Below are 24,685 nucleotides of genomic sequence, written 5' to 3' on the forward strand. Positions count from 1 at the left end.
CTTCACCGCCATCGCAAATCCCTCCGAGCAATAATCGAAGTGAATCACAATGCCAGAATTGCGCAACAGGCCCCTTGAGGGGGAGATGCCCGGCAGGGCAGAGGGGGGTGCCTGGCGCCAACTCACGCGGTTACTGCTTTGATCGCCGGATACAGTGCCCGGTAACGCTGGTAAGCATCCGCGTAGGCACCGGCCAGACCGGAATCTGGTTCGATCGTGGCGTCGGTCTTCGGCGCGGAGCACACAGCCAGCGGATCGGCGCCGGTCGCGGCTATCAGGCCGAGCCGGGCGGCACCAAAGGCGGCGCCGAAATCGCCGTCGGCGGGGATGTCGACCGGCAGTTGCAGCGCGGTGGCGATCGCCTTCAGCCAGTAGCGCGAGCGCGAGCCGCCGCCGATCGCGGTCACGCGCGTCAAGGTCGTGCCGGCCGTCTTCAACGCTTCGAGGCTGTCGCGGAAGGCAAACGCGACGCCTTCGAGCACGGCCTGGGTTAGCACGGCGCGGCTCGATTCATGCGCCAAGCCAGTGAAGGAACCGCGAACGGCCGAATCATTGTGTGGCGTACGCTCGCCTGAGAGATAGGGCAGGAAGGACACGCCGGTCGGCGCCTTCAGCGCCTCGCCGAGTTCCGATGTCAGCTCGCCGGCGCCCTTGCCCGTGATCTCGCACAGCCAGTTGAGTGAATCGGTTGCCGACAGGATGACGCCCATCTGGTGCCAGGTGTCGGGCAGCGCATGGCAGAAGGTGTGCACCGCGCTTGCCGGGTTCGGCAGGTAGGACGCGTTTGCGGCAAACAGCACGCCCGACGTGCCGAGCGAGACAAAAGCCTGGCCGGCGCCGACCGTGCCCATGCCGCAGGCGGAAGCCGCATTGTCGCCGGCGCCGCCGGCGATCGGGATGCCAGCCTGGATACCCCATTGCGATGCGAGTTCGGCGCGCAGACCGCCAGCTTTCGCGGTGCCCTCGACCAGCGCTGGCATACGGCTCTCGTCAAGCGATGTCGCGGCGAGCAGGTCCGCGGACCAGCGGCGCTTCCCGACGTCGAGCCAGGACGTGCCGGCCGAGTCGGACATTTCGGAAATATGTTCGCCGGTCAGCCAAAGCCGCAGGAAATCCTTCGGCAAAAGCACCTTTGCCACCTTGGCGAAGACAGCGGGCTCGTTGTTCTTCACCCAGGCGAGTTTCGGCGCGGTGAAACCGGGAAATACAATGTTGCCGGTGAGCGCGCGGAAGCGTGGATCGGCATCGAGGGCCGCTGCCTCGAGATGGCTACGCGTATCGTTCCACAGGATGCACGGGCGCAGCACATGATCGGCCGCATCGAGCAAGGTCGCGCCATGCATCTGGCCGGACAGGCCGATGCCCTTCACCGCGGCGAACTGCTTGGGATAGGACGCCTTCAATTCGGCGATCGCGTCCTCGCAGGCGCGTATCCAATGCAGCGGATCCTGTTCGGACCAGCCAGGATGTGGCCGAGAGACATCAAGCGTGCCATGGCCGGAGCCGACGACGCCCTGTCCGGCATCGATCAGCAGCGCCTTGACGCCCGATGTGCCCAGGTCGAGGCCGAGATACATGGTGTCCTCCCACGTCGTTATTTTTTTCGGAGTCCGAAAAAATATACTTGAGCAGTTTTTAAGGCAAGATCCGCTCCGGGTCAATTCTCTGACAAATCGGCGGCGCGTCGCGAAAACAGCGCCGCCAGCGGACTGTCCGGGCGCGCCGTCGAGCGCTCCGTCGTCAGTGCCTGGGCGAGCGCGCCGTCGCCGGCGCGCAGGGCGGCCTCGATCAGCGTGAGATCGATGACGTCGCGCTGCGCGTGGCTGCCGCCAAAGCGATGGGCGATGGCCCGGATCGGACCGATCAGCCGGATGGTTTCGGCGTAGTTGCCCTCTCCGAACGCCTTGATCGCAAGCGTCAGGGGATGTCCGACATCCCGCGTGAAAACCGCGTTGTCGTCATTGCCCCGCATCGCCTCGCGCTGTGCCTCGAGCAAGATCCGGGCCGGAGCGTCGAGCCCAGCGCCGACAAAGGCCATCATCGCGTGGGCGTCGTTGAAGGCATAGTTGCCGGCGCCGGCCTTGGGCACCCAATTGGCGGCCAGTGTTGCCCAGCGGTCGCCGACATCGACGCCACCGAGATGGAGCCGCCACAGGATCGCCGATGCATCGACCATGTTGAGCGCCAGCGTCGATCTGGTGCCGTAGATCGGCCCGTCATAGAGCGCCAGCACCTCGCAGGTTTCGCCGAGATCGTAGTGGAACAATGCAAGGTGCCACCAATTGTGGACCTGGAGGAAGCTCTCCTTCGTCCAGGCTTCGGGATCGGCACGCATCCAGGCAATGCCGTCCCTTTGCCGGCTTTGCATTTCCATCACATGCGCCACCGCATGTTGCGCCCAGCCGTCGCGCGGTTCGATCTCGACCGCTATACGACCCAGTCTTTCGGCCTGCGTATACTCGCCCATCTCTTCGAGCCCAAAAGCCTGCATGCCGAGGATGGCGTGGTAACCCGGCATGTCGGTCTGCCATGACGACAGGGCACGTGCGATTCGGTCGCGCAGCATGCGGGCGTTGCCGGTGAAGAAATCGACCTGATGTCCGACCTGGAGCGCCACGGCGTCCAGCGGGAAATCGATCGCTATGTCCTGCAGGATGCCGGAGGCCTGATGCCAGCGCCCGTTGGCAAGGTGGCCGAGGGCCGAGACATGCGCACGCTCGCGCGTTGTCGCGGCAAGCGGCAGCGCCGCCTTGTGGCAGGTCCTGGCCATGGCCGTCGCCTCCGGTTCGGTGGCAAGGCCGAAAAGGTAGCCCTTGAAGACATGCGCCATGACGAAACCGGGGTCCTGCGCGATGGCGCGGTCGACGGAGTTCACCGGATCGCCAACGAAACACTGCAATTCGCGCACGGCCTGGCCGTAGGGTGCGAATCCCGCGTCCGTCGCGCCCGAAAATGCCAAGCCGGATGCGTCCCGGATAGTCATGCGAGAGTCCTTGGTCGGCGCCCCATGGGCATGATGCCCCTCGGTCCAACATGATCTTAAAGCATGGGCCACGGCAACGCCAAATCACGGGCACATCTGCACCATGTCAGCTATTTTTGCAGTTCATCAACCATGAGAGGCAGATTAGGCTTTGTAAAAGCGAACGAATTGTGGCTTCATTGCGGCGCGGGCAAGGGGCTTGAAATCGCGATCTGAGAGGGAACGCGATGCGGAACTTTGAAATACAGCTTCCGAACAGCGGCTCGGAGCACATCGGCAAGGCTATTTCTTTGGCGCGGCGAAGGCCAAGGCGAATCAACTCTGGGTTTATTAGCTTACTTGCAATTACATCGCTGATGTTGCTGCCTGGCTCCGCGGCCTTCGCGGCATGCGTGCTGGTTCCGTCTCCGGGCAATGACACCTTCACTTGCGATAGTGGCGATTCGGGCGGCAGCCTCAACGACATCAACGGCAACAACACGCTGACCTTTCCCGCCGGCGGTACCGGCCAGGTGAGCGGCAACGTCACTTTCGGCGCCGGCACGGACCGCATCGACATGCAGTCCGGCACCATCACCGGCACGGTCGATCAGGGTGACGGCACGGATTTCTTCACCATCGGCAGCGGCATCGTCTCCGGCAATGTCCAGCAGGGCGCCGGCATTGACGATTTCAACATGAGCGGCGGCCTAGTCGGTTCGCTGAACCAGGGCGACGGGCTGGACACCTTCACCATGACCGGCGGGCGCATCATCGATTTCTTCGACGACGGCGACCGTGCCGTGATGACCGGGGGCCGCATCGGCCGTGTCAACATGAAGCTCGACAAGAACTATTTCAACATGTCGGGCGGCATCATCGACCGCAACCTCGTCACCGGCTTCGATCAGGACACCATCATTCTCTCCGGGGGCACGATCGGCGGCAACATCAGCGTCAGCGGCGGCAACGACAGCGTGACGATAACAGGCGGCACGGTAGGCGGCGATGTGCTGATGAGCTTCGGCGCCGACAATTTCGTCTGGAACGGCGGCGGCATCATCTATGGCTCGGTCGACCTCGGCGCCGACAACGATACCGCCAAGCTCAGCAATCTCACCAAGGCCAATCTTGGCGGAGCCGATGCGCTGAATGGCGGCCTGGGCACCGATGCGCTCACCTTCGACAACGTCAAGCTGGACGGCATCGCCAGAGTTCAGAACTGGGAAACCATCGACGCCACCAACGACACCCAACTGATCCTGGACGGCAATCTCGTGCTGGGCGACAGCGGCACGGGCACCGGAAAGCTCAGCGTCGACCAGGCAAGCACCCTCTATGGCGGCGGCTTCAACAGCTCCATCCAGGCCTTTACCGCGGGACAGTTGGCCGAAGTGGTCAATGCCGGCCGCATCGACCTGACCAACGGCAGCACCGGCGCCACCGATCGCCTGACCATATCGGGCAACTATGTCGGGATGGGCGGATTGCTCCTCCTCCAGACCGAGCTTGGCGACGACCGCTCCGCTTCCGACCGGCTGGTGCTGTCCGGCGGCACGGCCTCGGGCTCGACCGGCATTGCCGTGGTCAATGTCGGCGGCGCCGGGGCGCAGACCACCGCCGACGGCATCATGCTCGTCCAGGCGGTCAACAGCGCCACGTCGAGCGCCGGCGCCTTTGCCCTTGATGCGCCGGTCGCTGCCGGCGCCTTCGAATATTATCTCTTCAAGGGCGGCGTCAGCGCCGGCAGCGAGCAGAACTGGTATCTGCGATCGACCCTGAACACACCGGCAACACCGGCCGCTGGGCCGTCGGCGCTTGAACCGCCGCCGCAGCCAGAGCCGGAGGCGCCGCGGACCGAGCCGCCGCCACCACCGTCCGAGCTGCCGCCGGTGCCGCTGCCGACCGATGGCGACATCAACAACCCGCCGGTCGATTCGACACCGCCGGTGCAGGCGAGCGACCCCGAGCCCGAGGCGCCACCGGCACCGCCGCCAGCGCCGCCAGCGGATCCGCCACCGCCACCGCCGGTGGTGCCGACCGCCGTGCCGGACCTGCCGACGCCGGCAGCCGGCGAGACGATTCTGCTCTACCGCGTCGAGGTGCCCACCTACTCGGCCTTGCCGCCGGTGGCCGAGCATCTGGCGATGACGACACTCGGCACCTTCCACGAGCGGCGCGGCGAACAGAGCCTGTTGTCGAACGCGGAGCTGTCGCCGGTCTGGGGCCGCATCTACGGCCAGGACGCCAAGATGGGCTGGTCGGGAACGGTGTCGCCGTCCTTCGACGGCACCTTGTTCGGCCTGCAGGCGGGCTTCGACGTCTTCGGACGCGAAACCGCGTCGGGGGCGATCGATCGCGCCGGCCTGTTCGTCGCCTATGCCAGCATGAAGGGCGATGTGCGCGGCCAGGCACTGGGGCAGAATGATCTGTCCGTCGGCAAGCTCGACGCCAACGGCACCAGTGTCGGCGGCTACTGGACCCGCATCGGCCAGGGCGGCTGGTACCTCGACGGCGTCCTCATGGCCACCTTCTTCGGCGGCGACGCCACGTCGTCGCGCGACGTCGGTATCGATATTGGCGGAACAGGTGTCACCGCCTCACTGGAGGGCGGCTATCCCATAGCGCTGGCGCAGGGCTGGACGCTCGAACCGCAGGCGCAACTGATCTGGCAGCATCTGTCGCTCGACGATACCAAGGATCGTTTCTCGTCGGTTTCCTTCGACAGCGACGGCAGCATCACCGGCCGGCTGGGCGCTCGCCTGCAAGGCGAGACCACTGTCAACGGCATAGCGCTGCAGCCTTACCTCAAGGCCAATATCTGGCATGATTTCGGCGGCACCGACCGTGTCAGCTTCGGCACCACCGACATCTCGACCGAGGGCAGGTCGACCTCGTTCGAGTTCGGCGGCGGTATCGTCGCCAAAGTGACGGACAAGGTCAGCATCTTCGCCACCGGCGACTACACCGCAACCTCGGCGGCGACAAACGCCGCATCCTCGAGGGCAATCTGGGCTTCAGCGTCAAATGGTGAAGCAAGCAGCTGTGACGAGGTTCAGCCTGCCTGCAAATGGTCCGACCTGAATCTCAACACACCTTGGATGCGTTGGATGCGTTTCTCAATTGCTGGACCGCATCGCCACCGTGGCGATGCCGGCGCCGACCAGCAGCGTGCCGCCGGTGCGGTTGAAGATGCGGATCGCCTTGGGATTGCGCACCACGTTGCGGGCGCGTGCCGCGATCAGCGCGTAACCGAAGGCGTTGGCGAAGGCGAGCGCTAGGAACGTCGTCTCGAAAATCAGCATCTGCGTCCAGAAATTGGCATGCCGGTCGAGAAACTGCGGCAGGAAGGCGACGAAGAAGGTGATGCTCTTCGGGTTGAGCGCGGTGACCAGCCAGGCATGCGCCATTATCTTGGCCGACGACACCATGTCGGTGCGCGGTTCGGCCTTCAGCGTACCGCCGGCGCGGAACAGTTTCACGCCGAGATAGATCAGATAGCCGGCGCCGATCAGCTTCAGGATGGTGAAGACAGTGGCGGAAGCCGCAAGCAGCGCGCCGATGCCCAGCATCGACAGGGTCATGGCGGTGAAGTCGCCGAGCGCCACGCCGACGGCCATCGGCAAGGCCGTGCGCCAGCCCTGGCCCAGCGCATAGGACACGACCAGAAGGATGGTCGGGCCCGGGATGATGAGAAGGATGCTCGACGCGGCAGCGAAGGCGGCCCAGGTTTCGAAGGACATGCTCGTCTCCCTTGAGCGTAAAGAAGAGGATAAATCCTTGGGTCCCGAAGAATGTAAAGGGCCGAATCTTTGTTTTCGCGCATTCCGGCCCGGCAACCGGCACAATTGCGCCAGCGGCAACTCGGTGTCAGTTCGCGCCGCTCAGCAAACGCAAGCAGCACAAGGCATTCACGCTTTGTCAACCATGAATGATGAAAATGCCCGCAATCCGGCCGGACCGTGCTTCCCGCCGAAAGCGTAGGGTTTGGGTATATGCGTGAGTTGCCGCAAGGTCCGACGCCGCCACGAAACGGCGACGCAATCGAAACCGATTTTCTTCTCTCCCGCCGCGCCGTCCTTTCCGGGGCCGGCGCTTTGGCGCTGCTCGGCGTCGCCGGCTGTTCGACTTCGGGTGGCGGCGACCTGCCGGCGCTCCAGCTCGACGATACGGTCACGGGTTCGGTGCCGATCCGGCCCTCGATCAGCGTCGACAAGAACATCACCAGTCCCGACGTCATGTACGCCTCCTTGACTGACAACGGCTTCAACGTGCCCGAGGTGCCCTATCTCAAGGTCAAGCCGGAATTCCGCCGCCAGATCGTCGTCGACACCACTGGCGAGGCGCCCGGCACCATCGTCGTGCATCTCAAGGAACGCATGCTCTATCTCGTCCAGCCGGGCGGCGACGCCATCCGCTACGGCGTCGGCATCGGCAAGGATGGCTTTCGCTGGTCTGGCCGCGCCAACATCCAGTACGGCCGGGAATGGCCGACCTGGACGCCGCCGCCCGAAATGATCCAGCGCAAGCCCGAACTGGTGAAGTGGCAGGGCGGCCAGCCCGGCGGCCTCACCAATCCGCTCGGCGCCCGCGCGCTCTACATCTACCAGGACGGCAAGGACACCGGCTACCGCATCCATGGCTCGCCCGAATGGTGGAGCATCGGCCAGGCGATGTCGTCGGGCTGCGTGCGCCTGATCAACCAGGACATCATCGACCTCTACAGCCGGGTATCGAAGAAAAACCCGGTCGTCGTCATGTGATCGTGGCCGCGGTTTGCGTCCGCCAGACTCTTCCGTTGCGCGAGGCGACAAGACAGGCCAAGGTGCCTTGAAAACCATCGCCTCGGGAGACGTCAGGAATGGCCGGAACTTTTGTCATCGCGCAGGGCGGCGGCCCGACCGCCGTCATTAACCAGACCGTTGTGGGCGCCACGCTGGAGATCCGCAAGCGTGATCCCGGCGCCAAGGTGCTGGGCTCCATCCACGGCGTGCGCGGCATCCGTGACGGCAACTATGTCGACCTTTCCGCCATCCCGGAGGACCGGCTGCGGCTGATCGCCGGAACGCCGAGCGCCGCCCTCGGCTCGACGCGCGACAAGCCGGATGCCGCCTATTGCGAGGTCATCCTGAAGGGCCTGCAGAAGGCTGGCGCCGACGCCTTCATCTATATCGGCGGCAACGACACTTCGGGCACGCAGCAAATCCTGACCGATGCCGCCGGCGGCAAGATCGCCTTCGTCCATGCGCCGAAGACGATCGACAACGATCTCGAGGAAAACGACCATACGCCGGGCTTCATGTCGGCGGCCGAATTCGTCGCCGGCGCCTTCCTGTCCGTCGATCTCGATTTCCGCGCGCTGCCCGGCATCTATGTCGGCATCGTCATGGGCCGGCATGCCGGTTTCCTGACCGCGGCGGCGGCTGCCTGGCAACTCGATCCCGACAGCGGCCCGCATCTCGTCTACGTGCCGGAGCGGCCGTTCTCCGCCGCCGGTTTCATCGACGACGTGCGCGCCACCCTCGACCGCCACAAGCGCTGCATCGTCGCCGTGTCGGAAGGCGTCAGCACCGCCGACGGCAAGGCGCTGGTCGAAAGCCTGGTGCCGGCGGATAAACTCGAGCGCGATCAGCACGGCAACGTCAAACTGTCGGGCAGCGACCTGCCGGCGGCGCTCGAACGGGCATTGGCCGAGGGGCTGCCGGGCAAGCGGGCACGCGTCGACGCGCTCGGCTACATGCCACGCGGCTATGTCGGCGCCATCAGCGCGGTCGACGCGCAGGAGGCGTTCGATGCCGGCGCCTTCGCCGTCGGCGTCGCCGAACAGGGCGGCGGCTCGGTGGCGTTGCAATATGATGGCAGCAAGATAGTGCTGAAGAAGGTGCCGCTGAAAAACGTCGCAGGCAAGACCCGCCACATGCCCGACGATTTCATGAAGCCCGACGCCAACCAGCTTTCCGAGACCGGCATGGCCTATCTCAAGCGGCTGGTGCCGGAAAAATACAAGGTCGGAAAGCCGTTCGTCTGATGCCCGGCCTGCACATTATCCGGATTCTCACGTGAACTCAGGCTGGTTCTCCAGGCGCATCGTCGACGACAGGACGACGATGCTGACCGAGCCGTTCGTGCACGACTATGTGCGCGCCAACATCTGGCATCTGACCGGCCGCGATGCCGACCTTCTGGTCGATACCGGCATGGGCATCTGCCCGCTGGCGCCGCAGATAAGGACGCCCGAAGGCAAGCCGCTTCTGGTCGTCGCCACCCATATCCACCTCGACCATGTCGGCTCGCTGCACGAATTCCCGCTGCGGGCCGGGCCAAGGATGAGCGCGGCGCAATTCGAGAGCATGGATGAGGCTGCGACCTACGCCTACATGTTCCGTGATATCGAGGGCGCGGTCTCGAAACTGCCGGCGCCAGGCTGGAAATCGGCCGACTATGCGATACCGCCGGCGCCGTTGACGCGCACACTCGACGAAGGCGACGTGGTCGATCTCGGCGATCGCCGGTTTCGGGTGCTGCATCTGCCCGGGCACTCGCCGGATTCGATCGCGCTGTTCGACGAGGCCGACGGCCTGTTCTTCAGCGGCGACGCCATCTATGACGACACGCTGATCGACGATTTGCCGGATTCCGATCGGGAGGCCTATCGCGACACGATGCGCCGGCTGCTCGACCTGCCGGTCCGCGTCGGCCATGGCGGCCACGGCCCGAGCTTCGACGGCAGGCGCATGCGCGAAATCGCATCGGCCTATCTGCGGTCCGTAAGCGTGCTCTGAATTAAATCTTCGTAAGGTCGGGCCAAACCCCTAAATCGCGCGGATCGGCGCCCTAGATAGTTGTTGTCGATCCGGCCGGCCGCCATGCGTGGCGAGGCAGGCAAGCCCGGCCGCCGACACGCCGACGGGCACTCTCCCAGGAAGACCCGCGGCGCGGATCAACCCCTCGCCCGGACAGAACGACCATGTCAAACCTGAGCATTCTTCGTAGGCATCGCGTCGCCGCCCTGCTGGGCGCCGCGCTGCTGGCATCTCCCTTTGTCGTCTCGTTCGCCGACGGCGCGAACGGCGTCGGCACGGGCAACACGGTTGCAACGACGCAGACCCCCGTTGCCGGGACCATGGCCCCGAGGGGGTCGTTGGCGCCGATCGTGGCCACGACCAAGCCGGCCGTCGTGACCATCACCACGCTCATGAAAGCACAGCCTGAAGCAATGAACGGGGCGTCGCCCTTCGACGGCAATTCGCCCTTCGACGATTATTTCCGACAGTTCTTCGGCGATCAGGGCATGCCTGGTCCCAAGACGCCTCCGCAACAGCAACTGCCGCGCGCCGAGGCGCTCGGTTCGGGCTTCATCGTCGGTGCCGACGGCACCATCGTCACCAACAACCACGTCGTTGACGGCGCCTCCTCGATCAAGGTCACGCTCGACGACGGCACGGAGCTTCCGGCCAAGCTGGTCGGTCACGATACCAAGAACGACCTCGCCGTACTGAAGATCAACGCGGGCAAGTCGTTGCCAACCGTGAAATGGGGTGACTCCGACAAGCTCATGACGGGTGATCAGGTGCTAGCGATCGGCAATCCGTTCGGCATCGGCACCACGGTCACGGCCGGCATCGTCTCGGCGCGTGGCCGCGATTTGCATAGCGGGCCCTTCGACGATTTCATTCAGATCGACGCGCCGATCAATCGCGGCAATTCCGGCGGCCCGCTGGTGGACGTCAATGGGAATGTCGTCGGCATCAACACGGCGATCTTTTCGCCCAATGGCGGCAGCGTCGGTGTGGGCTTCGCCATTCCGTCGGACCAGGCTGAGAAAGTGGTCGCCAAGCTGATGAAGGGCGGCAACATCGAATACGGCTATCTCGGCGTCGAGATCCAGCCCGTCACCCCGGATGTGGCAAGCGCCATCGGGCTGGACCATCCCAGCGGTGCCTTGGTCTCGCAGGTCAATGACGGGTCGCCCGCGGCCAAGGCCGGCGTCGAGACCGGCGACGTCATCACCGGCTTCGCCGGGCAGGACGTCAAGGATCCCAAGGATCTTTCGCGGGCTGTCGCCGACGTCGCGCCGGGTGCCAGGGAGACACTGGATGTCTGGCGCAAGGGCAAGGCCGTACAGATTTCCGTCGATGTCGGACGCAACAGCGACGATGTGAAGACGGCCTCGACTGGCAACTCCAGCGCGCCGGGCACCGAGCAGGGGTCCCGCGCGCCGGCCATCGGCCTCGGCTTGATGGATATCACGCCGGACATTCGCCAGCAGATGAACCTCCCCGAGAACGAGCACGGCGCGGTGGTTGCGAGCGTCAATCCCGACAAGCCGGCAGCGGCTGCCGGCATCCAGCCGGGCGATGTCATCGTCGCCGTCAACCAGGCTCCGGTGAAGAACGCCAGGCAGGTGACCCAAGCGATTGCCCAAGCCGGCAAGTCCGGACGCAAATCGGTGCTGCTCCTGGTGGAACGTGGCGACACCCAGATCTATGTCGCCGTGCCGTTCGCCAATGGCTGACACCTGACACCGGCGTGGCGGGCTTGCGGACGAGCCCGCCACGCCCGGTCTTTTCGGCTATAATTTGCGCAGCCTTTATCGACTATAATTTGCGCAGTGCCACTTCCTCGATCAGGTGGTCGGCGCCCTTGCGCAGGATCAAGTCGGCGCGGGCGCGCGTCGGCAGGATGTTTTCGCGCAGGTTCTTCAGGTTGATGTTGGTCCACAGGCCCTCGGCGATCGCCTTGGCTGCATCCTCCGACAGCTGCGAATAGCGGTGGAAGAAGGAGTCCGGATTGCGGAAGGCGGTCTCGCGCAGCCGCATGAAGCGCGAAATATACCAATTGTGGATCAACTTCTCGTCGGCATCGATATAGATGGCGAAGTCGAAGAAGTCCGACAGGAAAGGCACGATCTTGCCGTCCTGCGGCAGCTTGCCCGGCTGCAGCACGTTGATGCCTTCGAAGATCAGGATGTCGGGCCGGTCGATGGTGACGAACTCGCCGGGGATGACGTCATAGGTCAGGTGCGAATAGACCGGCGCGCGGACATCGGGCAATGCCGACTTGATGCCTGACAGGAAACGCAGCAGCGCGCCGACATCGTAGCTGTCGGGGAAACCCTTGCGCTCCATCAGGTTTTCGCGGCGCAGCACCTCGTTGGGCAGCAGGAAGCCATCCGTGGTGATGAGATCGACCTTGGGGCTCGACGGCCAGCGCGCCAGAAGTTCCTTGAGCACGCGCGCCGTGGTCGATTTGCCGACCGCGACCGAACCGGCGATGCCGATGATGAACGGCGTCTTGGCCACGTCGACCGCGTTGAAGAAGGCCTGGCGCTGCCTGAACAGAAGCTGGCTCGCCTCGACATGCGCCGACAAAAGCCGCGACAGCGACAGATAGATGCGCTTGACCTCTTCGAGGTCGACCGGGTCGTTGAGCGAACGCAGGCGGCGGAACTCGTCCTCGCTCAGCGTCAGCGGCGTATCGGCCCGGAACCGCGACCATTGCTCGGCCGAGAAGAAGCGAAACGGGGAATATTTCTCGGTTGGCGCGAGCTGATCCATCGAGATACCTGCCCTCCCTCCCGATCAGCCCTTGGGCCGTGACGCCTTCTCGGCGATGCCCGAACGCCCAGTACGGGCTTCGAGCTCCTTGAGCACGTCGTTCAACGGAACACCCGAGATGCCGAGAACGACAAGCCAATGATATATAAGATCGGCGCTTTCGGAAACGAGGCCCTGTCTGTCGCCCTTGACGGCGGCGATCACGGTCTCGACCGCCTCCTCGCCGAGCTTCTGCGCCGCCTTGTCGATGCCCCGGGCGTAAAGCTTGGCGGTCCACGAATCCGCATCGCCGGAATGGGCGCGGTCGCTGACGATTTTTTCCAGGTCGGAGAGCGAAAACTCGGCCATGTCGATCTATCTTCTTGTTTAAGCCGGGTTTTTCCCGAAAGCCGGCTTCGGGAGCATGCTCTAGGACCTGTTGCCCAGCGAGTCCAGCCGCATCGGCAGGCCGGCCTCGGCCATATGCGCCTTGGCTTGCGCGATGGTGTAGGTGCCGAAATGGAAGATGGAAGCCGCCAGCACAGCACTTGCACGGCCGTCGCGAATGCCTTCGACCATGTGGTCGAGCGTGCCGACGCCCCCCGATGCGATGACTGGCGCGCGCACCGCGTCCGATACCGCGCGGGTCAGCGCGATGTCGTAGCCGGCCTTGGTGCCGTCGCGGTCCATCGAGGTCAACAGGATCTCGCCGGCGCCGCGATCGACCATTTGGCGCGCGAATTCGACGGCGTCGATGCCGGTCTTCTCGCGCCCGCCATGGGTGAAGATCTCCCAGCGGTCGGCCTCGCCGCGGCCGGAGACTTTCTTGGCGTCGATGGCGACGACGATGCATTGGTTGCCGAACTTGTCGGCGGCTTCGGCGACGAAATCCGGGTTCTTCACCGCCGCCGTGTTGATCGACACCTTGTCGGCGCCGGCCAGCAGCAATTTTCGGATGTCGGCGACCTGGCGCACGCCGCCGCCGACGGTCAGCGGCATGAAGCATTGTTCCGCGGTGCGGGCGATGACGTCGAAGATGGTCTCGCGATTGTCCGACGAAGCGGTGATGTCGAGAAAGCAGAGTTCGTCGGCGCCGGCGGCATCATAGGCCTTGGCTGCCTCGACCGGGTCGCCGGCGTCGATGAGGTCGACGAAATTGACGCCCTTGACGACACGGCCGTCCTTGACGTCGAGGCAAGGGATGACGCGGGCTTTCAGCATCAGCGGCCCTCTATCGTGGCAAGCAGATCGTTGAGCAGTTGGCCGACCAGCGGCGGCACATCGGCCTGGGCGTCGAAGGCCGGATCGTAAGCGGAAACGGTGATGCCGATGACCGGTACCGCAAGCGCCATGGCGCAGACCGCGTCGCGCATCTGCTCCGGGTTCGGCCCGCCTGATGTGACGTAGCGGTTGGCCTGCAGCGCCTTGGGATCATGCACGTCGAGATCGAGATGCATGTGCACGCTGTTGGCGCCGGCTGCTTTCAGTCTTTCCGTCGCTTGCGCCACGCCGGGACATTCCGTCCGGATGACCGGCAATGTTTCGAGAAGTTTTTCCTCCGCCGGATCGAGATCGCGGGCGTTGACGAGCACGCAGCGCGCGGGATCGATCGGCCTGAAACCGGGAATGGCCGCCGCCATCGGGCGCCAGCACAGGCCGAGCACCGTCGACAGCGCCATGCCGTCGAGAAAGCCGTATACGGACGTTTCGGGCGTGTTGAGGTCGCCATGCTGGTCGGCCCAGATGATCGCATCGGCGCCTTCGCCGGCGACCGCGCCGGCTGACGTCAGGCAGTTTCCGGCCAGCACGATGGGAAACCGCCCCCTGTCGCGGGCAATGCGGACCTCGCCCGAGACGGCGTTGCAGACGGCAAAACCCGTGGCGATCTCGCGCTCCTGGTCGGCGCCGACCCTGCCGATGTCCTCGACCGTGACGTCGTGACCGGCAAGGGTCAGGGCATCGACGAGCCCGCCTGATATCAGCGCGTCGGGCCCCTGGCCCATGCCGCCGTGATAGTGGCCGCTGTCATAGGAGGCCAGGATGAGCGAAACCTTCACGATCGCGCCTCCGTCGCCGGCCGGCCCTGCAGGATCGCCAGCGCCTCGGCCGGGTCGATGCGGCCATCATAGAGGGCGCGGCCCGAGATCGCACCTTCGAGTTTTTGCGCGTCGGGCATGGTCATGCGCACGATGTCGGCGATCGAGGCCAGCCCGCCGGAAGCAATGACCGGGATCGACACGGCGTCGGCGAGGTCGATGGTGGCGTCCCAGTTGATGCCGGTCAGCACGCCGTCGCGGTCGATGTCGGTGTAGATGATGGCGGCGACGCCGGCGCCTTCGAATTTCCTGGCCAGTTCGATGACACCGAGGCTCGAGGCCTCGGCCCAGCCTTCGACGGCTACCTTGCCGCCCTTTGCGTCGATGCCGACGGCAACCTTGCCCGGAAACGCCTTGCAGGCCTGCCTGACCAGATCGGGATCGCGCACCGCCACCGTGCCGAGGATGACGCGGGCCAATCCACGGTCGAGCCAATCCTCGATCTGCTCCAGCGTGCGGATGCCGCCGCCGAGCTGCACGGGATTCTTTGTCACTTTCAGGATGGCGCCGACCGCGGCGCTGTTGACGCTCTGACCCTGGAAGGCGCCGTTCAAGTCGACGACGTGCAGCCACTCAAAACCCTGCTCTTCAAAGGCTTTGGCCTGTGCTGCCGGATCATCATTGTAGATGGTCGCGGTCGCCATGTCGCCGTGCTTCAGCCGCACGCACTGGCCGTCCTTGAGATCGATGGCTGGAAACAGGATCATACGTTCAGGCGCCTTCAACGATGACGAAATGACCTGACGAAGCGGCAAGCCGGAATTTGGAGGCATGCTGGTATTCAGGCGAATGGTAGCATTCGACCGCCTTGTCGAAAGACTCGAACTCGACCAGCACATGGCGGTTGCCGGTAGGTCCTTCCGGATTTTCGTGGCGGCCGGCCCGCACGGCGAATTTCGCGCCATACTTCGCGAACGCCACAGCATTGGCCTCGATGTACTGTTTATATATCTCGGGGTCGCGGACATCGATCATCGCCATCCAGTAGCCCTTCTTGCTCATGGTGTTCAGGGCCTCCAGCGCAGGAAATTCGTGATCAGCGCCAGGCCCAGCGCCTGGCTCTTCTCCGGATGGAACTGCGTGCCGGCGAGATTGTCGCGGGCGACCGTGGCCGTCACCGCACCGCCATAGTCGGCGGCCGCAACGACCTCGTCCGGGTTCTTTGCATCGAGATGGTAGGAGTGGACGAAATACGCATGCAGGCCCGACGCGCCGGTCGGAATGCCGGAAAACAGCGGGTGCTGGCGCCTCAATTCGATCGTGTTCCAGCCGATCTGCGGGATCTTCAGCGCCGGATCGGAAGGTGTGATCTCCTTGACGTCGCCCGATATCCAGCCGAAGCCGTTGGTGATGGTCTTTTCGAGGCCGCGCTGCGACATCAGCTGCATGCCGACGCAAATGCCCAGGAAAGGCCGGCCCTTGGCGATGGCGACGTCCTCGACCGCCTCCCACATGCCCTCGACGGCACGCAGGCCGGCCGCGCAGTCGGCGTAAGCGCCGACGCCGGGAAGGACGATGCGGTCCGCGGTGCGTACACGGTCGGCATCGGCCGTCAGGTCGATCCGCGCCGATATGCCGGCCTCGCGCGCGGCGCGCTCGAAAGCCTTCGTTGCCGAGCGCAGATTGCCCGAACCGTAATCGATGATCGCAACCCGCATCTCAGCGCCGTCCCGGAATGTGGGTCAGCCCCAGCGCTATGCCGGGCTGCGTGGGGCGCGCCAAAGCGGCATCCGGAACGATGCGCGGCGCGGGTGCTGCTTCGTCCGAAAGGCCTTCGATTTCCAGGGCATAGCGCATATCGGCGTCCGCGAGCCAACCGGCCTCGACGACGCCCCATTCATGCCAGCCGCGGCGGCGCAGCGCCGCGATACGCAATCCCTGGCCCTCCAGCCCGACATAGAGCGAGACGAGCAGCGACAGCAGCGAGCCAGCGACACCGAGGCCAAGTTTCTGGCCAAGCATCGAAAGCACGCCCATGACGACAAAGACGAGCGCCGCTTCGACCCACAGCCGGTGCCAGGCAAGCCACAGCGGCGGCACGAGCAGGCCGAGCCAGGTGAAGCCGTCGCGGACCAACGTCGTCGTGTCGACTTTCTCGCTACGGCTAGGTGGCTCCATCACGACATAGGCGGTCATGAGACTATCCCTTCAAAGAACCCTTGGTGGAGGGAACCGCGTCAGGCCGGCGCGGATCACGCTCGAGCGCGGCGCGCAGCGCGTGCGCCACCGCCTTGAAGCAGGTCTCGGCGATATGATGGTTGTTGGCGCCATAATGGTTGGTGACATGCAGCGTGATGCCGGCATTCTGCGCCAGCGCCTGGAAGAATTCGCGCACCAGTTCGGTGTCGAAGGTGCCGATCTTGGGCGACGAGAACGAAACGTTCCAGACCAGGAAGGGCCGGCCCGACACGTCGATCGCCGCACGCGTCAGCGTCTCGTCCATGGCAAGGTCGATCGAAGCGTAGCGCATGATGCCGCGCCGCTCGCCCAGCGCCTTGGTCAAGGCCTGGCCGAGCGCAATGCCGGTGTCCTCGACCGTGTGGTGGTCGTCTATGTGCAGGTCGCCATTGGCCTTGACGGTCATGTCGATCAGCGAATGGCGGGAAAGCTGATCCAGCATATGGTCGAAGAAGCCGACGCCCGTGGCGATGTCCGATTTGCCGGAGCCGTCGACATGTATCGAGACCGAGATGTCGGTTTCCGCAGTCTTTCGGCTTGCGTCGGCGGAACGAGGCGCCATCACTCTATCCTTGTGCCAGTGGTTCAGATCGTGACCGGTTCACGGGCCTCAAGCGCTAGCGGGCTTGAAAACGAGAGCCTTCTAGCAGCATGATCCGGCGATTGCCAGTTGCGATCCCGGCCGCTATCGAGCCGTTTGCAATCATTGGCCCCGTGCATACATATGGCCGATCAAAGTTACTCGTACCGCGCCAATCGCCTTTTTGGGATGGCGCTGCTCGGAGCCAGGAAATGTCTGATAATCTGACCATGCACGCCACGACGATCGTGACCGTGCGCAAGGGCAACAAGGTGGTGATCGCCGGCGACGGCCAGGTCAGCCTTGGCCAGACCATCATGAAGGGCAACGCCCGCAAAGTGCGCCGCATCGGCAAGGGCGGCAATGTGATTGCCGGTTTCGCGGGTGCCACAGCCGACGCCTTCACGCTCTTGGAACGCCTCGAAGCCAAGCTCGAACAATATCCCGACCAACTGACGCGCGCCTGCGTCGAGCTTGCCAAGGACTGGCGCACGGACCGTTATCTGCGCCGGCTGGAGGCGATGATGCTGGTTGCCGACAAATCGGTCTCGCTGGCGCTGACCGGCAACGGCGACGTGCTGGAGCCCGAACATGGCGTCATGGCGATCGGTTCGGGCGGCAATTACGCGCTGGCCGCGGCGCGCGCGCTGATGGACAGCGACAAGGACGCCGAGGAGATCGCCCGCAAGGCGATGCAGATCGCGTCCGACATCTGCGTTTACACCAACAATAATTTCGTTGTCGAAACGCTCGATGCGGCTTGATCAGGCCGACCATGGCCCCGAACCGCAGCGTAAGCGAAAAGTGGACGCCGGTTTTCGGAAAGACCATGATCCAACCAGAAAATAGCTACGATTTTCGGCCGGTGACCAAAAAGGACCTGCCGATGATCGCAGGCTGGCTGGCCGAGGCGCATGTTGCAGAGTGGTGGGGCGATCCCGAGGCGGAAATCGCAGAAATTGCCGATCATATAGACTCGATTTCCGTCGAGCCGCTGATCGTTGAGCTCGACGGCAAGCCGATCGCCTATCTGCAGAGCTACGATCCGCATCTGGAAGACGGCCATCCCTATGCCGATCAGCCGTTCGGCACGCTCGGCATCGATATCTCGATCGGCCGGCCGGAACTCATCGGCATCGGCCATGGCTCGGCGATCGTGCGCCAGTTCGTCGAAGACCTGTTCAAGGAAGGCGTGCCGCGTGTCATTATCGACCCTGACCCAGCCAACATCAGGGCCATCCGGGCCTATGAAAAGGCGGGATTTCGGGCCATTGATCGCAGACAGTCGATCTATGGCGACGCCGTGCTGATGGCGATCGATGCCGAAGACGCGCAAGAGCGGTAATTCAGGATATGGTCACGGCCAGCGAGGACAAGAGCCTTTCCGCTTACGAGGATAGCTGGCGGATGGGGCTGCTGATCGTCGCCGGCCTGCTCGTCGCCCAGGCCGTCGCGCTCTACCTGATGGGCCATCCGCCGATCTGTACCTGCGGCTATGTCAAGCTGTGGCATGGCGTGGTGAACAGTTCGGAGAATTCCCAGCACATTTCGGACTGGTACACCTTTTCGCACATCATCCACGGCTTCCTGTTCTACGCGCTGGCCCGGTTCCTGTTCCCGCGCTCGCCGATCGGGTTGCGGCTGGCATTCGCCGTCCTCGTCGAGGGAGGCTGGGAAATCCTCGAAAATAGTCCGTTCATCATCGAGCGCTACCGCGCCGGCACCATTTCGCTCGATTATTACGGCGACAGCATCATCAATTCGGTGTCCGACACACTGGCCATGGTGCTGGGATTTGTCATGGCGCGAAGGCTACCTATATGGGTGATCGTCAGCCTCGCCATCCTCTTCGAACTGGGTACCGGCTATCTCATCCGGGACAATCTTACACTCAACGTGATCATGCTGCTGCATCCGTTCGAGACCATCAAGCAGTGGCAAAGTGGAATTTAGTGATATGAGCACATTTTCTCCCCGCGAAATCGTTTCGGAACTCGACCGCTTCATCATCGGCCAGAAGGACGCCAAGCGCGCCGTGGCCATCGCTCTGCGCAACCGCTGGCGCCGCCAGCAGCTCGAAGGCCAGATGCGCGAAGAGGTGATGCCGAAGAACATTCTGATGATCGGCCCGACCGGCGTCGGCAAGACCGAGATTTCGCGCCGCCTGGCACGGCTCGCCGGCGCGCCGTTCGTCAAGGTCGAGGCGACCAAGTTCACCGAGGTCGGCTATGTCGGCCGCGACGTCGAACAGATCATCCGCGACCTGGTCGAGATCGCCATCGGCCTGACGCGCGAGAAGATGCGCGAGGACGTGAAGGCGCGCGCCCATGTCAACGCCGAGGAACGGGTGCTGGAAGCGCTGGTCGGCAAGACGGCGAGCCCGGCGACGCGCGATAGCTTCCGCAAGAAGCTGCGCGAGGGCGAGCTCGACGACAAGGAAATCGAGGTCGAAGTGGCCGACACCGGCAATGGCGGCATGCCCGGCTTCGAGATTCCCGGCATGCCGGGCGCCAATATCGGCGTGCTCAACATCAACGACATGCTGTCGAAGGCGATGGGCGGCAAGAAGACCAAGCTGCGCAAGACCACGGTGAAGGAGTCCTACGACCTGCTGGTCGGCGACGAGTCCGACAAGCTGCTCGACCAGGACGAGGTGGTGCGCCGGGCGCTGGACGCAACGGAGAATGACGGCATCGTCTTCCTCGACGAAATCGACAAGATCGCCGCCCGGTCGGACATTTCGGGCGGCCCTTCGCGAGAAGGCGTGCAGCGCGACCTGCTGCCGCTGGTCGAAGGCACGACGGTAGCGACCAAATACGGTCCGGTGAAGACGGACCATATCCTGTTCATCGCTTCCGGTGCCTTCCATGTCTCCAAGCCGTCCGACCTGCTGCCGGAACTGCAGGGCCGCCTGCCGATCCGCGTCGAGCTGCGCGCGCTGGAGAAGGAGGACTTCGTCCGCATCCTGACCGAGACCGAGGCGAGCCTGATCAAGCAGTATATCGCGCTGATGAAGACCGAAGGCGTTGAGCTCACCTTCACCGACGACGCCATCGATTCGCTCGCCGGTGTCGCCGTCGATCTCAACGCCAGCATCGAGAACATCGGCGCGAGGCGGCTGCAGACTGTGATGGAGCGGGTGCTGGACGACATCTCCTATGATGCGCCGGACCGCAACGGCACGGCGGTCACCATCGACGCCGCCTATGTCCAGAAGCATGTCGGCGACCTCTCCAGAAACACGGATTTGTCGCGGTTCATCCTTTGAACGAGGGCGCCGGAGCAGGCCGGCGCGGTCATGCAACAACGTCCGGCAGGAGCCATGTGTGGCCAGATGGTACCATCTGGCCACCTTTCGTCTAGCCGGATGATGGGGCGCTCTCGACTCGACCAAGTGCTTTACCTAGTTTGCGCCGCAATTCTCTAGGCGGCGGCGCATGAAAAAACTCATCTTGGTCATTCTCGGCTTGACGTTGGCGGCGACGCTGTTCGCCGCCGACGCGGCGACATTGGTGCCGGCGGGAAACCGCAATACCGAGCAGCCAGACATTCCCGGCGCCTCGAGCCGCCGCACGCAGGCGACCAACACCACCTTCCAGGCGAAGTACCGCAAGGTCTACGCGCTGCTGCAGAACGACGCCGATCTGCGCGCCAAGATCAAGAAGGCAGCAAGCGCCTATGGCATCGACCCCATGCACATCGTCGGCGCCATCGTCGGCGAGCACACCTACAATGTCGACGCCTACGACCGGCTGCAGACCTATTACGTCAAGGCGATCTCCTACCTCTCGAGCAAGCTCTCCTTCGCCTATGACGGCGAGGACATCACCGATTTCGTGCAGCGGCCGGAATTCAAGAAATGCGCCGCGATTTCGGACAGCTACGATCTGTGGGAATGCCGCGAACAGGTCTGGAACCGCTCGTTTCGCGGTAAGACTGTCGGCGGCGAGGATTTCCCCGACAACCGTTTCGGCGCCACCTTCTTCCAGCCCTACTATGCCGGCCAGACCTTCGGCCTCGGCCAGCTCAATCCCCTGACCGCCCTGCAGATGAGCGACCTCGTGCACAAGGTGTCGGGCCTGCCGAAGCTCGACGTCTCCGATCCCAATTCGGTCTACAAGACCATCATGGATCCGGACCTGACGCTTCCTTACGTCGCCGCGACGATCAAAAAGTCGATCGACGCCTATAGGAGCATCGCCGGCTTCGACATCTCTGGCAATCCGGGCATCACGGCCACGCTGTACAATGTCGGCAATCCGGAGCAGCGCGCCTATGCGCTGAAGTCGGAAAACGACAGGCGCCGCGCCACCGGTGAGCCGGAGAAGCTGCCCGAAGAGAATTACTACGGCTGGCTCGTCAACGACAAGCTGGCGGAGCTCAAGGCGCTGTTCTAAGGACCTCTACCTCCCCTTCGTGGCGAGATCAGACCGAAAGATCCGGATAGGGCCGATGCAGTCATACGCAATTGCCCTGCAACAAGGCAGAGGGCGGCCAACTTCACTCAGGCGGCCAGCAACGCCTTCAGCTTAACTTCAGGCGAGCCCAGCGCCTCCGGCGCCGGCTTGGCACGCTTGCCGATCAGCATTTCGGCCAGCCTTATGTCGCGGGCGACCGCATTGCCCGGGCCGATGCCGCTCGCCGCCACCAGCCTGCCGTCCTCGGCGAGATGGAAGAGGATGAAGGCGCCGTCACCGAGATCGCGGCGCACAAGGCCGCGGCCTTCGTCGGAGAGGCCGGCGATCTGCAAGCTCAGCCCATACTGATCCGACCAGAACCACGGAACAGCCGCATGCGCCTCGCCGGCGCCAAGCATGTTCTTTGCCGCCAGTGCGCCCTGTTCCTGTGCATTGCGCCAGGCCTCCAGCCGCACGCGGCGGCCGCCATAGACGGCGAGCGGAAACGAGCAGCAATCGCCGGCGGCGAAGATGTCGGGATCAGCGGTTTGCAGATAGGCATCGACTGATATGCCGTTTTCAATGGTCAGGCCGGCTTCGGCCGCGAGCCCGGTCACCGGCACGGCGCCGATGCCGATGACGGCGAGGTCGGCCGATATTTTGCGCCCGCCGGCAAGCGTCACCCGCACCTCCTTGCCCTCGTCGGCGATGGAGGCGATGCCTTCCCCGCAGACCACGTCGACACCCTCGGCGACATGCGCTTCATGGATGATTTCGGCGATCTCGGCCGGAACGCCGCGCATCAGGATACGTGGCTGCGCCTCGATGACAGTGACCGAGGCGCCGAGCTTGCGTGCGGCTGCCGCAAGTTCAAGGCCGATGAACCCGCCGCCAATGATGGCGATGCGGTTGCCGGCACGAAGGTGGGCGCGAATGGCCAGCGCGTCGGCGAAGGTTCTGAGATAGACGCAGCGCACGCCAAGGCCAGGCATCGGCAGCTTGCGCGGCGTCGAACCGGTGGCCAGCAGCAGCTTGTCGTAGGCCAGCACCGAACCGTCCGACAGGCGTACCATGTGCGACGCGCGCTCGATCGCCACGGCCTGGACGGAATGGACGTGCCGGATCGATTTTTCGGTCAGGATCTCGTCGCTGGCGATCGCCTTGATTGCGGGCGCATCGCTGGCCATCGCCTCCTTGGACAGAGGCGGACGTTCATAGGGCAAATGCGGCTCGTCACCCACCAGCGTCACCGGCCCGTCATAGCCGAGATCGCGCAAGGCAAGCGCGGCCCGTCCGCCGCATTCGCCGGCTCCGATGATCAGCATCCCCCGCGCCATGCCGGTCATCCGATCTGAACCAGGACCTTGCCGGCGTCGACCTTGACCGGATAGGTCCTGAGGTTGACGCAGACCGGCGCGCCCCTGGCCGCGCCGGTCTTGTAGTTGAAGCGGCCATTGTGCTTGGGGCATTCGATGATGTCGTCCATCACCAGCCCATCGGCGAGATGCACCTTCTCATGCGTGCAAAGTCCGTCGGTGGCGAAATATTCGTCGTCCGGGCTGCGATAGATGGCGAAGGTGCGCCCGCCATGATCGAAGCGCATCACGTCTTCTTCGTCGATGTCACCGGTGGCGCACGCCTCGACCCAATCGTTCATTCAGTCCTCCCCTGGGATCGCACGTCGGCGCGTGATTATTCAGCCGCGACCGCGACGGCGTCGTTGTGGAATTCCTCGCGGTACGGCCTGGCGGTCGGCGGCAGCTCGCGCTTGAGGAAATAATCCTCGTTGCGCAGCTGGCGGCGGAAGACCGGGATCATCTCGCGGTAGCCGGCCAGGATCGACGGCGTCGGCGCCGGCAAATCGTGCTTGATCAGCGCGTGCAGCTTCGGCAGCGCATGGTAGGGCACCATCGGGAACATGTGATGCTCGACGTGGTAATTCATGTTCCAGTAGATGAAGCGGCTGATCGGGTTCATGTAGACGGTGCGGCTGTTCAGCCGATGGTCGGTGACATTGTCGGCAAGGCCGCCATGCTGCAGCAGGCCGACCATCACGTGATGCCAGGCGCCATAAAGCCTGGGCAGGCCGACCAGCATCAGGGGCAGGAAAGATCCGGTGGAGATCGCCAGCGCGATGGTCGCGGCATAGATCGCCGTCCAGATGCGGGCAACACGGATCGCTTTGGGCTGCTCCTGTTCGGGAATGAAGGTCTTCTCCGCCGCGCTGATGTTGCCGGCGGCATTGCGAAGCATGTCTGATATCGCATGCCAGGCGTCGAGCACGCCGACAAAACCAAGAACGAGGCGCACCAGGTCCGGCGGCCGCATGACCGAAATCTCAGGATCGCGGCCGACGATGATGGTATCGGTGTGATGGCGCGTGTGGCTCCAGCGCCAGGTCACCGGATTGCGCATGATCATGAAGCAGGCGATCTGATAGACTGCGTCATTCATCCACTGCGTGCGGAACGCCGTGCCGTGGCCGCATTCGTGCCAGCGGGAATCGGTGGATGAGCCGTAGAGCACGCCATAGGCGAAGAAGAACGGCACGCACCACCAACTGCCCCAGAACCAGGCAGCGCCGGCACCGCTGATGATGAGGGCGGCCAGCCAGATCGCCGTGTCGCGGATCGCCGGGCCATCGGAGCGCTGCATCAGCTCCTTCATCTGCTTGCGGGGAATGTCGGTGTGATACCACTCGGCCGCCGACAGCCCGTTTTCGACCGCAAGCCGGGCGTCGCGGCCGATCAGGCTGTAATCACGCCGGGACGGCGCTGCGGTCATGATTGCCTCCCATGGCGGGGCATTCGCCATGCGAATGCCGATCATCAACTAACTCCTTGCTCAGAAATAACGCCGAGCCATGATAGAATCAACATCACAAAGATAGTTTCTATCATTTCATATCAAAGTCAGGTATCGATATCAGGCAATCG

25 protein-coding genes and 1 pseudogene are annotated in these 24,685 nt (G+C 64.0%); 11 read left to right on the forward strand and 15 right to left on the reverse strand.

The annotated features are described in order from the left end of the window. Positions 1-122: 122 nt before the first annotated feature. Both xylB and FJ960_RS16220 read right to left on the reverse strand, forming a co-directional pair. Positions 123-1,577 carry a xylulokinase gene (gene xylB / locus FJ960_RS16215; protein WP_140715264.1) on the reverse strand — a complete coding sequence of 485 codons (1,455 nt, stop codon included), beginning with the start codon at positions 1,575-1,577 and terminating at the stop codon, positions 123-125. Between the two features lie 80 nt (positions 1,578-1,657). Then, positions 1,658-2,983 carry a tetratricopeptide repeat protein gene (locus FJ960_RS16220; protein ID WP_140715266.1) on the reverse strand — a complete coding sequence of 442 codons (1,326 nt, stop codon included), beginning with the start codon at positions 2,981-2,983 and terminating at the stop codon, positions 1,658-1,660. A gap of 227 nt (positions 2,984-3,210) precedes the next feature. Here FJ960_RS16220 and FJ960_RS16225 point away from each other — a divergent pair. Next, positions 3,211-5,996 (forward strand): annotated as a pseudogene (locus tag FJ960_RS16225) (autotransporter outer membrane beta-barrel domain-containing protein). 85 nt (positions 5,997-6,081) lie between these two features. Here the strand turns inward: FJ960_RS16225 and FJ960_RS16230 are convergent. After that, entirely contained in the window at positions 6,082-6,705 is a 624-nt protein-coding gene (locus FJ960_RS16230; protein ID WP_140715268.1) for a LysE family translocator, read from the reverse strand. On the opposite strand from FJ960_RS16230, the gene FJ960_RS16235 reads away from it, so the two are divergent. From FJ960_RS16235 to FJ960_RS16255, 5 genes are all read left to right on the forward strand, one after another. Further along, positions 6,704-6,946 carry a hypothetical protein gene (locus FJ960_RS16235; protein WP_140715270.1) on the forward strand — a complete coding sequence of 81 codons (243 nt, stop codon included), beginning with the start codon at positions 6,704-6,706 and terminating at the stop codon, positions 6,944-6,946. The genes FJ960_RS16230 and FJ960_RS16235 overlap by 2 nt on opposite strands. 11 nt (positions 6,947-6,957) lie before the next feature. After that, positions 6,958-7,725, forward strand: a complete 768-nt coding sequence (locus tag FJ960_RS16240) for a L,D-transpeptidase (protein WP_140715272.1) — start codon at positions 6,958-6,960, stop codon at positions 7,723-7,725. A gap of 98 nt (positions 7,726-7,823) precedes the next feature. Further along, a complete protein-coding gene (locus FJ960_RS16245; protein ID WP_140715274.1) occupies positions 7,824-8,990 on the forward strand; it encodes a diphosphate--fructose-6-phosphate 1-phosphotransferase in 1,167 nt (388 codons plus the stop codon). A 79-nt stretch (positions 8,991-9,069) separates the two neighbouring features. Next, on the forward strand, positions 9,070-9,744 hold the full coding sequence (locus FJ960_RS16250) for an MBL fold metallo-hydrolase (protein WP_140715502.1): 675 nt from the start codon (positions 9,070-9,072) through the stop codon (positions 9,742-9,744). A 185-nt stretch (positions 9,745-9,929) separates the two neighbouring features. Continuing rightward, a complete protein-coding gene (locus tag FJ960_RS16255; protein WP_140715276.1) occupies positions 9,930-11,477 on the forward strand; it encodes a DegQ family serine endoprotease in 1,548 nt (515 codons plus the stop codon). A gap of 82 nt (positions 11,478-11,559) precedes the next feature. Here FJ960_RS16255 and coaA read toward each other — a convergent pair whose 3' ends face one another. The 9 genes from coaA to hisB are packed head-to-tail and all read right to left on the reverse strand — an operon-like array spanning position 11,560 to position 17,334. Beyond that, positions 11,560-12,519, reverse strand: coding sequence for a type I pantothenate kinase (coaA, locus tag FJ960_RS16260; RefSeq protein WP_140715278.1), 960 nt, complete (start codon positions 12,517-12,519; stop codon positions 11,560-11,562). Between the two features lie 24 nt (positions 12,520-12,543). After that, positions 12,544-12,867, reverse strand: a complete 324-nt coding sequence (locus FJ960_RS16265; protein ID WP_140509632.1) for a phosphoribosyl-ATP diphosphatase — start codon at positions 12,865-12,867, stop codon at positions 12,544-12,546. A gap of 60 nt (positions 12,868-12,927) precedes the next feature. Continuing rightward, the gene (gene hisF / locus FJ960_RS16270; protein WP_181174259.1) at positions 12,928-13,722 is read right to left on the reverse strand and encodes an imidazole glycerol phosphate synthase subunit HisF; all 795 of its coding nucleotides are present in this window, start codon (positions 13,720-13,722) and stop codon (positions 12,928-12,930) included. Further along, complete coding sequence (locus tag FJ960_RS16275; protein ID WP_140715282.1) at positions 13,719-14,555, reverse strand: arginase family protein; 837 nt, start codon at positions 14,553-14,555, stop codon at positions 13,719-13,721. Before FJ960_RS16275 ends, hisF begins: the two co-directional genes overlap by 4 nt. Further along, complete coding sequence (gene hisA / locus FJ960_RS16280; RefSeq protein ID WP_140715284.1) at positions 14,552-15,301, reverse strand: 1-(5-phosphoribosyl)-5-[(5-phosphoribosylamino)methylideneamino]imidazole-4-carboxamide isomerase; 750 nt, start codon at positions 15,299-15,301, stop codon at positions 14,552-14,554. Before hisA ends, FJ960_RS16275 begins: the two co-directional genes overlap by 4 nt. A gap of 4 nt (positions 15,302-15,305) precedes the next feature. Next, positions 15,306-15,596: a DUF1330 domain-containing protein gene (locus FJ960_RS16285; protein WP_027142434.1), complete on the reverse strand. Its 291-nt coding sequence runs from the start codon at positions 15,594-15,596 to the stop codon at positions 15,306-15,308. 5 nt (positions 15,597-15,601) lie between these two features. After that, positions 15,602-16,252, reverse strand: a complete 651-nt coding sequence (gene hisH, locus FJ960_RS16290) for an imidazole glycerol phosphate synthase subunit HisH (RefSeq protein ID WP_140715286.1) — start codon at positions 16,250-16,252, stop codon at positions 15,602-15,604. A 1-nt stretch (position 16,253) separates the two neighbouring features. After that, positions 16,254-16,730 carry a DUF2628 domain-containing protein gene (locus FJ960_RS16295; RefSeq protein ID WP_140715288.1) on the reverse strand — a complete coding sequence of 159 codons (477 nt, stop codon included), beginning with the start codon at positions 16,728-16,730 and terminating at the stop codon, positions 16,254-16,256. Between the two features lie 4 nt (positions 16,731-16,734). Next, positions 16,735-17,334: an imidazoleglycerol-phosphate dehydratase HisB gene (gene hisB / locus FJ960_RS16300; protein ID WP_140509622.1), complete on the reverse strand. Its 600-nt coding sequence runs from the start codon at positions 17,332-17,334 to the stop codon at positions 16,735-16,737. Between the two features lie 230 nt (positions 17,335-17,564). On the opposite strand from hisB, the gene hslV reads away from it, so the two are divergent. From hslV to FJ960_RS16325, 5 genes are all read left to right on the forward strand, one after another. Next, positions 17,565-18,116: an ATP-dependent protease subunit HslV gene (hslV, locus tag FJ960_RS16305; RefSeq protein ID WP_027142430.1), complete on the forward strand. Its 552-nt coding sequence runs from the start codon at positions 17,565-17,567 to the stop codon at positions 18,114-18,116. 65 nt (positions 18,117-18,181) lie between these two features. Continuing rightward, positions 18,182-18,697 (forward strand): GNAT family N-acetyltransferase, encoded by a 516-nt coding sequence (locus FJ960_RS16310; protein ID WP_140715290.1) that lies wholly within the window; start codon positions 18,182-18,184, stop codon positions 18,695-18,697. Positions 18,698-18,705: 8 nt separating this feature from the next. Next, a complete protein-coding gene (locus FJ960_RS16315) occupies positions 18,706-19,305 on the forward strand; it encodes a DUF2585 domain-containing protein (RefSeq protein WP_140509619.1) in 600 nt (199 codons plus the stop codon). Positions 19,306-19,309: 4 nt separating this feature from the next. Next, positions 19,310-20,620 (forward strand): ATP-dependent protease ATPase subunit HslU, encoded by a 1,311-nt coding sequence (gene hslU / locus FJ960_RS16320; RefSeq protein WP_140715292.1) that lies wholly within the window; start codon positions 19,310-19,312, stop codon positions 20,618-20,620. 169 nt (positions 20,621-20,789) lie between these two features. Next, a complete protein-coding gene (locus tag FJ960_RS16325) occupies positions 20,790-21,749 on the forward strand; it encodes a DUF1402 family protein (RefSeq protein WP_140715294.1) in 960 nt (319 codons plus the stop codon). A gap of 107 nt (positions 21,750-21,856) precedes the next feature. Here the strand turns inward: FJ960_RS16325 and FJ960_RS16330 are convergent, their stop codons facing one another. The 3 genes from FJ960_RS16330 to FJ960_RS16340 are packed head-to-tail and all read right to left on the reverse strand — an operon-like array spanning position 21,857 to position 24,533. Next, positions 21,857-23,095 carry an FAD-dependent oxidoreductase gene (locus FJ960_RS16330; RefSeq protein WP_181174255.1) on the reverse strand — a complete coding sequence of 413 codons (1,239 nt, stop codon included), beginning with the start codon at positions 23,093-23,095 and terminating at the stop codon, positions 21,857-21,859. Continuing rightward, positions 23,092-23,406 carry a MocE family 2Fe-2S type ferredoxin gene (locus FJ960_RS16335; protein WP_140715298.1) on the reverse strand — a complete coding sequence of 105 codons (315 nt, stop codon included), beginning with the start codon at positions 23,404-23,406 and terminating at the stop codon, positions 23,092-23,094. The genes FJ960_RS16330 and FJ960_RS16335 overlap by 4 nt, the downstream gene beginning before the upstream one ends. A gap of 35 nt (positions 23,407-23,441) precedes the next feature. Then, the gene (locus tag FJ960_RS16340) at positions 23,442-24,533 is read right to left on the reverse strand and encodes a fatty acid desaturase family protein (RefSeq protein ID WP_140715300.1); all 1,092 of its coding nucleotides are present in this window, start codon (positions 24,531-24,533) and stop codon (positions 23,442-23,444) included. Positions 24,534-24,685 lie beyond the last annotated feature (152 nt).

The organism is Mesorhizobium sp. B2-3-11 (assembly GCF_006442215.1).
GTDB lineage: Bacteria > Pseudomonadota > Alphaproteobacteria > Rhizobiales > Rhizobiaceae > Mesorhizobium > Mesorhizobium salmacidum.

What these genes read in the sequence shown, in the direction of transcription:
- xylB (WP_140715264.1), bottom strand. Translation starts at nt 1,577, where the DNA reads ATGTATCTCGGCCTCGACCTGGGCACATCGGGCGTCAAGGCGCTGCTG.
- FJ960_RS16220 (WP_140715266.1), bottom strand. Translation starts at nt 2,983, where the DNA reads ATGACTATCCGGGACGCATCCGGCTTGGCATTTTCGGGCGCGACGGAC.
- FJ960_RS16235 (WP_140715270.1), top strand. Translation starts at nt 6,704, where the DNA reads ATGCTCGTCTCCCTTGAGCGTAAAGAAGAGGATAAATCCTTGGGTCCC.
- FJ960_RS16230 (WP_140715268.1), bottom strand. Translation starts at nt 6,705, where the DNA reads ATGTCCTTCGAAACCTGGGCCGCCTTCGCTGCCGCGTCGAGCATCCTT.
- FJ960_RS16240 (WP_140715272.1), top strand. Translation starts at nt 6,958, where the DNA reads ATGCGTGAGTTGCCGCAAGGTCCGACGCCGCCACGAAACGGCGACGCA.
- FJ960_RS16245 (WP_140715274.1), top strand. Translation starts at nt 7,824, where the DNA reads ATGGCCGGAACTTTTGTCATCGCGCAGGGCGGCGGCCCGACCGCCGTC.
- FJ960_RS16250 (WP_140715502.1), top strand. Translation starts at nt 9,070, where the DNA reads ATGCTGACCGAGCCGTTCGTGCACGACTATGTGCGCGCCAACATCTGG.
- FJ960_RS16255 (WP_140715276.1), top strand. Translation starts at nt 9,930, where the DNA reads ATGTCAAACCTGAGCATTCTTCGTAGGCATCGCGTCGCCGCCCTGCTG.
- coaA (WP_140715278.1), bottom strand. Translation starts at nt 12,519, where the DNA reads ATGGATCAGCTCGCGCCAACCGAGAAATATTCCCCGTTTCGCTTCTTC.
- FJ960_RS16265 (WP_140509632.1), bottom strand. Translation starts at nt 12,867, where the DNA reads ATGGCCGAGTTTTCGCTCTCCGACCTGGAAAAAATCGTCAGCGACCGC.
- hisA (WP_140715284.1), bottom strand. Translation starts at nt 15,301, where the DNA reads ATGATCCTGTTTCCAGCCATCGATCTCAAGGACGGCCAGTGCGTGCGG.
- FJ960_RS16285 (WP_027142434.1), bottom strand. Translation starts at nt 15,596, where the DNA reads ATGAGCAAGAAGGGCTACTGGATGGCGATGATCGATGTCCGCGACCCC.
- hisH (WP_140715286.1), bottom strand. Translation starts at nt 16,252, where the DNA reads ATGCGGGTTGCGATCATCGATTACGGTTCGGGCAATCTGCGCTCGGCA.
- FJ960_RS16295 (WP_140715288.1), bottom strand. Translation starts at nt 16,730, where the DNA reads ATGACCGCCTATGTCGTGATGGAGCCACCTAGCCGTAGCGAGAAAGTC.
- hisB (WP_140509622.1), bottom strand. Translation starts at nt 17,334, where the DNA reads ATGGCGCCTCGTTCCGCCGACGCAAGCCGAAAGACTGCGGAAACCGAC.
- hslV (WP_027142430.1), top strand. Translation starts at nt 17,565, where the DNA reads ATGTCTGATAATCTGACCATGCACGCCACGACGATCGTGACCGTGCGC.
- FJ960_RS16310 (WP_140715290.1), top strand. Translation starts at nt 18,182, where the DNA reads ATGATCCAACCAGAAAATAGCTACGATTTTCGGCCGGTGACCAAAAAG.
- FJ960_RS16315 (WP_140509619.1), top strand. Translation starts at nt 18,706, where the DNA reads ATGGTCACGGCCAGCGAGGACAAGAGCCTTTCCGCTTACGAGGATAGC.
- hslU (WP_140715292.1), top strand. Translation starts at nt 19,310, where the DNA reads ATGAGCACATTTTCTCCCCGCGAAATCGTTTCGGAACTCGACCGCTTC.
- FJ960_RS16325 (WP_140715294.1), top strand. Translation starts at nt 20,790, where the DNA reads ATGAAAAAACTCATCTTGGTCATTCTCGGCTTGACGTTGGCGGCGACG.
- FJ960_RS16330 (WP_181174255.1), bottom strand. Translation starts at nt 23,095, where the DNA reads ATGACCGGCATGGCGCGGGGGATGCTGATCATCGGAGCCGGCGAATGC.
- FJ960_RS16335 (WP_140715298.1), bottom strand. Translation starts at nt 23,406, where the DNA reads ATGAACGATTGGGTCGAGGCGTGCGCCACCGGTGACATCGACGAAGAA.
- FJ960_RS16340 (WP_140715300.1), bottom strand. Translation starts at nt 24,533, where the DNA reads ATGACCGCAGCGCCGTCCCGGCGTGATTACAGCCTGATCGGCCGCGAC.